This is a genomic window from Leisingera sp. ANG59, assembly GCF_013317235.1.
Lineage (GTDB): Bacteria > Pseudomonadota > Alphaproteobacteria > Rhodobacterales > Rhodobacteraceae > Leisingera.
The window spans coordinates 1-5155 of record NZ_WLCM01000087.1 but is presented as its reverse complement, the minus strand read 5'-3'; the positions used below and the strand labels follow the sequence as shown (position 1 = coordinate 5155).

Below are 5155 nucleotides of genomic sequence, written 5' to 3'. Positions count from 1 at the left end.
GACCACCTGAATGGGCGAAATGATCGAATAGATCTGGGTCAGGAAAACCAGATAATCTCCCAGTGCCACCGAGCCCGATTTTGAGATTTGGAACTGATCCGCTGATCACCATACCGGCCCGCGGCCAGTGGAATGGTCGCACCTTCGAGGCCTGACACAAGACCGCACTCGATCATTCCCAACAAGGTGACAAAGGCTCTTGCATAATGGGCGGCAACCACACAGGGAGATTACGTCCGGCGGTTACAGACATCAGATCGCTGCCGTTGCCGTGGCCCGAAAGCTCGCCACGCTGTGCTGGCACATGCTGGCCAAAAAGGAAGACTATCGCTGGGCCCGTCCGAGCCTGGTCACCCACAAACGCCGCGCCATGGAACTGGCAGCCGGACAGCCACAGAAGAAGGGTAACCGTCGCGGACCGAGCTAAGCATACAACGTGAAGGAACTTCGCCACTAGGAAGCCAAGATCGCCGAGCATGAGGAAAAGAGCTACGAGCACTTTGTTGCCGCGTGGCGGACGCGTCCACCTGGAAAGGGAGAAGGGTGTGCGGCCGCCTCAAACCGGCAGGGACTGAATAGGCTGCCCGGTGACGCTTCCAGCCGGCACGCCACGCTTCGCCCCGAGGTCGACCGCACTGCCAAAGAATAGAGGGTTCCGGCGGAAAAGTCTTGTCGATCTCATCCGTCGAATGCAATTTCGTCGGATGCTGTTGGGGAAAGGTCATGTAGGCCAGCACGCCCTCCTCGGCATCGTCCATCAACCCGGAGAGCCTAGGCAGCTTGCCCCGCATCTGGTCGGCGACGTTGCGCCATTGGGTTTTCGACGCCGCATGGTCCGGCTGTGCGAAGGCAGTGGCGATAAAGGCGGAGACGACGCGTCGACTGCTCTTGCCCGCATGCGCAAGAGCGTTCCTCTGGAAATGCACCCGACAACGCTGCCAGGTCGTGTTCAGCACGCGTGCGACTGAGGCCTTGATGCCTTCATGCGTTTCCGCTCCTCTCCCAGCCGGGGATTCTCTGCGAAAAACTCTAATCAAAAACGGGGGCGTTTTCGCGGATCACATCACCTTCCGGACCAAGGCGCATTGGCAACCGTCAGCTAAATAAGGAGCACGTTTGCCAAGGCGCCGGTCACGCACGGGCTGGCAGACTTTTGCTCCGCACAGTGGTCGGATTTTGCTCCGCCGTTGACACAAGGGCGACTTTTCGCGTGGCGCCGTTTAGAACGACTGTCAGCCCATCAGCGTCAGCCGTGATGTCGCCATCGACCAGACCGATGCCGATATTCCTGTTCAGACGGGGCGAAAAAACCATCTCAGTGATGATGCCGACTTCTGTTTCCCCGCGCAGAAGAGGGTGCTGGTTCTCGCTGCCGGTGATCGGGTTCCCTGATATCACGAACCCAGTGTAACGTCGTCTGGCGCCTTCCGCCTTGATCCTTGCAAGTGCGTCGCGGCCGATGAAATCCTTACCGCTTTCAAGATCAACTAGTTTGCCGAGACCCAGCTCGAAGGGATTGGCCGGAAAACTGATGTGCCGGGCATCCGATCCATAAGAAAGCAGCCCGCTTTCGACCCTCTCGACATCATTCGGGGCTCCTGGACCAATTCCATATTTGGAACCCGCGTTTTTGACTATATTCCACAACTCTCCACCGCGTGACTCGTCGGTCAGATAGAGTTCAAACCCACCCTGTTTGGACCATCCAGAGCGCGCCAGGACTAGGGGAATCCCCTGCAGTTCGGTTTCGCGGAACCAAAAATATTTTACATCTCGCACCCATTCGCCAAAAAGTTCGGCGACTAGGTCTTCGGCCTTGGGTCCCTGAACCGCCATTGGCGATACGTCTGGTTCAAAAACTTCCACGTCATATCCGCGCTCATGCGCAACCGCCTTGACCCAAAGTTCCATGTCACTGTCCGCAATGGAGATCCAGTAGCGGCTGTCAGAAAGCATCAGGAGTACAGGATCATTGATTAGATTGCCTTCGTAGTCGCAAAGCGGAACATAGCGCCCTTGACCGATTTTCGTTGTGCTGACATCGCGCGCGGTCAAATACTGCATCAATGCCATGGCATCCGGGCCGACAATTTCGACCTGACGCTGCGCTGCGACGTCCCACATCGCAACACCTTCTGTCAAACGTTTGTATTCGGCCGCTGGGTCGCCAAAATGAGCCGGGATATACATATGATTATAAACGGAAAAACACGACACGCCGTCCGCGACCGTTGCCTCGAAATAGGGGGATTTGCGGATATTTGATCCGATACCAACAAGAAAATCCATCTGCATCTCCGCAAGCTATTCAACACTGTTTCCATGTGACGCTAGCCGAAATCGGATGGTGGTTGCGGTCAAAATAACCGAATATACGGTGAAAATCACCACTGCCCCCATGCAAAAGGAGTTTCTGATGGATCGCCTGGACATCCGCATCCTTGATGCATTGCAAGACGACGCATCCCTGACCCAAGCAGAACTGGCGGAAAAAGTGGGATCGACACCTTCCACCTGCATCAGGCGCGTTAACGCTCTTCGGCGCGGTGGGTACCTTGAAAAATCCGTATTTCTGGCGAGTTCCCGAAGACTGGAGCGTCGCCTGAAAGCCATCATTTCCGTGGCCACCAATAGCCACGGGGCAAACAAGATGGCCGACTTGGTTGCACGCATGTTGGAAGAACCGGCAATCAATGCCACGTTTGGCACCACCGGTGACGTCGACGCAATCGTGATCGGAAATTTCGTTGACCTGGAGGATTATCATGGCGTTTGTGAAAGGTTGTTTGACAACGATCCCTATATCGAACGCTACACGACCTACTTTGTGGTGAAGGAGTTCAAGAACTCCACTAGGATTTCCACGGATGAGCTTGCTCGAAAAACCTCTGAAACTGCGTAGGGTCAGGAACTGTAATTTATAGGGCTTGGCGATGTTCGTAAGCGCCACGCCGATCCCCTCCTGCCGCGTTGATGCTGGCTGTGCGAGTCCTACTGTCGAAGTGAGACAGGATAGGACGGCAAAATGGACGTCTCTTTGGACGGCTCAACGTATGGCTGCGCGGGCAGGATGGAAGTTTTTGAAGGGCGGTCGGGCCGGCGTCTCCGAAGCGAGGCTGTGCGGGCGCGGATTGCTGCGGAAAGCAAGGTGCCCGGAATGAAGGTTGCAGATGTTGCGCGCCGACATGCGGTAACCCGCTGGCAAGTATATGATTGGCGCAAGAAGCTGATGGCCGGCGCGCTGGCTCTACCCCCAGAGACGGCTGACGAACCGATGTTCGCGGCGATTGTCGTGGAGCCGAAGCCGGCGCGACTTGAGCCCAGCCCGAAACGGCGTGCTGCGCGGTCTGCATGCCATTGCGCTGTTGTCGCGCGATATTCAAAGCCCCCTGAGCGTGTCGCTGCATTCCGTCGAAGTTCCCGGGAAACGGTCGAGGCGGATCGTCCAATCTTCCTTGCAATCGCACAGACACCGAAGCCTTGCGCTCTGTACAAGGCGACCTCTTCGCGCTCAGCAAAACACAGATACCGGCCGGAAAGCGGCTGAGATGCATTTGCAAACTTGGATGGCGGCATGCCTCCGGCCTCCCGAAACCAACGACTGCCAACTGGGGCAGACGCGCCAGCTTGCACACCAGCTTCTTCGCTGGAAACGCCTTGCTTGATGAGTTGCCAAAACATGACTTGCTGGGTACGCAGTGCCGCCCGTGGCCGCCCCGGTGAATGCAGTTTACCTCGTGTACTGCGCTCTGATGCGCGATTGCGGTTTGTCATCACAACCTCCAATTCGGAACCGTTGCGACGACCGTTTGAGTCCGCCTTGGCTGCCGCGGTCGGAGTGATGAACAAGCCCCATCGCCTTTGTCGGCTGCCGCTCGTGAACAGCCTGTTCCAGGGCGTCGAGAATGAACCCGGCATGCGCCGAGGTGCTGACACGCCAACCAACGATCTTGCGGGCATAAGCATCGATAACGAAGGCGACATAGGCGAACTCTTTCCAGGTGGCGACATCGGTGAAATCGCTGACCCAGAGCATGTTGGGCACGGGTACACGGAATTGCCGGTTTACCTTGTCCAGCGGGCACGGGGCCCTTTTGTCGGGCACCGTGGTTTTTGTGCGGCTTGCCCCGGATGATGCCTTGAATACCCATGCTCTTCATCAGCCGGGCGACCGTGCAGCGGGCAACAGTGAAACCCTCCCGCTGCAATTGCCGCCAGATCTTCCGCACGCCATAGACCCGCCAGTTCTCTTCGAAAACACGCAGGATCTCGGGCCGCAATGCCGCGTCACGCCGGGCACGGTCCGACAACCGGGCCGGATCGGCCCGCTGCGCCAGATGCTCGTAATACGTGGAAGGGGCAATCGGCAGGACAGTGCAGATCGGCTCGACCCCATGCTCCGCGCGATGCATGTCTATAAATGACACCATCACTTCGACCGGCGGTCGAGCTCCGCCATCGCAAAATACGCCGATGCCTTGCGGAGGATCTCGTTCGCCTGGCGCAGCTCGCGGTTCTCCCGCTCAAGCGCCTTCATCCTGTCGGCGACAACAGTTGGAACACCCGCCCGCTTGCCGCTGTCGACTTCCGCCTTCTTCACCCACTCATTCAGCGTGTGCGCCGAACAGCCGATCTTCGCGGAGATCGACATGATTGCCTGCCAGCGGGAACTGTGCTGGCCCTGGTTGTCCAGCACCAGACGCACCGCACGCTCGCGGACCTCAGGAGAGTACTTGTTTGTTGTCTTGCTCATTGTGACTTCATCCTACTCAGGAGTTGAAGCCTCCGGCAAACCCGGTGCGGTTCAGATCTCGCCGCAGCCTGTGGGCAAAGGCACCGAGCAGCCCGTCCTCCGCTTCATTCAGCCATCCTTGCAGCGCGTCTTCGCGAGCTTTGCGTACCATGTCTGTCAATGAGCGTTCAAAACTGACCCGGTTTCAGCGTTTGAATTTGACCCACCCCTTGTGGCGCAAAGGCCCCAGGCGGGCCGCCCTCCTATAGCGAGTCCGTCTGGGGCCTTTGCTTGCGCGACGTTTATGTTTTTCTGCGTCGCTTGCTCTGTGCGAACCGGTATGACGTGTTGCCTGTCTCGATGATTGCGCAGTGATGAGTTACGCGATCCAGAAGCGCGGTTGTCATCTTGGCGTCACCGAAG

The 5155-nt window shown here is 57.7% G+C and carries 4 protein-coding genes, 4 pseudogenes and 1 other annotated feature; of the genes and pseudogenes, 2 read left to right on the top strand and 6 right to left on the bottom strand.

Annotated elements, in window-relative coordinates; genetic code table 11:
• Positions 1 to 668 precede the first annotated feature (668 nt).
• A pseudogene (locus tag GKC28_RS25840) lies at positions 669 to 995 on the bottom strand (transposase); the annotation flags it as partial.
• A 136-nt stretch (positions 996 to 1131) separates the two neighbouring features.
• Positions 1132 to 2289, bottom strand: a complete 1158-nt coding sequence (locus GKC28_RS25835; protein ID WP_065268322.1) for a glycine cleavage T C-terminal barrel domain-containing protein — start codon at positions 2287 to 2289, stop codon at positions 1132 to 1134.
• A gap of 127 nt (positions 2290 to 2416) precedes the next feature.
• Between GKC28_RS25835 and GKC28_RS25830 the strand changes: the two genes are divergently transcribed.
• On the top strand, positions 2417 to 2902 hold the full coding sequence (locus GKC28_RS25830; RefSeq protein WP_065268321.1) for an Lrp/AsnC family transcriptional regulator: 486 nt from the start codon (positions 2417 to 2419) through the stop codon (positions 2900 to 2902).
• 123 nt (positions 2903 to 3025) lie between these two features.
• Positions 3026 to 3304, top strand: a pseudogene (locus tag GKC28_RS26980) (transposase); the annotation flags it as partial.
• Between the two features lie 26 nt (positions 3305 to 3330).
• Here GKC28_RS26980 and GKC28_RS26640 read toward each other — a convergent pair.
• The 4 genes and pseudogenes from GKC28_RS26640 to GKC28_RS25810 form a co-directional block, all read right to left on the bottom strand.
• Positions 3331 to 3774, bottom strand: a pseudogene (locus tag GKC28_RS26640) (helix-turn-helix domain-containing protein); the annotation flags it as partial.
• Between the two features lie 46 nt (positions 3775 to 3820).
• Positions 3821 to 4753: pseudogene (locus tag GKC28_RS25815) on the bottom strand (IS3 family transposase); the annotation flags it as partial.
• Positions 4356 to 4472: a sequence feature (AL1L pseudoknot), on the bottom strand. Its footprint overlaps the pseudogene before it by 117 nt.
• 16 nt (positions 4754 to 4769) lie before the next feature.
• Positions 4770 to 4904 carry a hypothetical protein gene (locus GKC28_RS26785; RefSeq protein WP_302480829.1) on the bottom strand — a complete coding sequence of 45 codons (135 nt, stop codon included), beginning with the start codon at positions 4902 to 4904 and terminating at the stop codon, positions 4770 to 4772.
• 130 nt (positions 4905 to 5034) lie between these two features.
• On the bottom strand, positions 5035 to 5155 hold a 121-nt coding region (locus tag GKC28_RS25810; protein ID WP_217433978.1), incomplete at its 5' end, for an ATP-binding protein.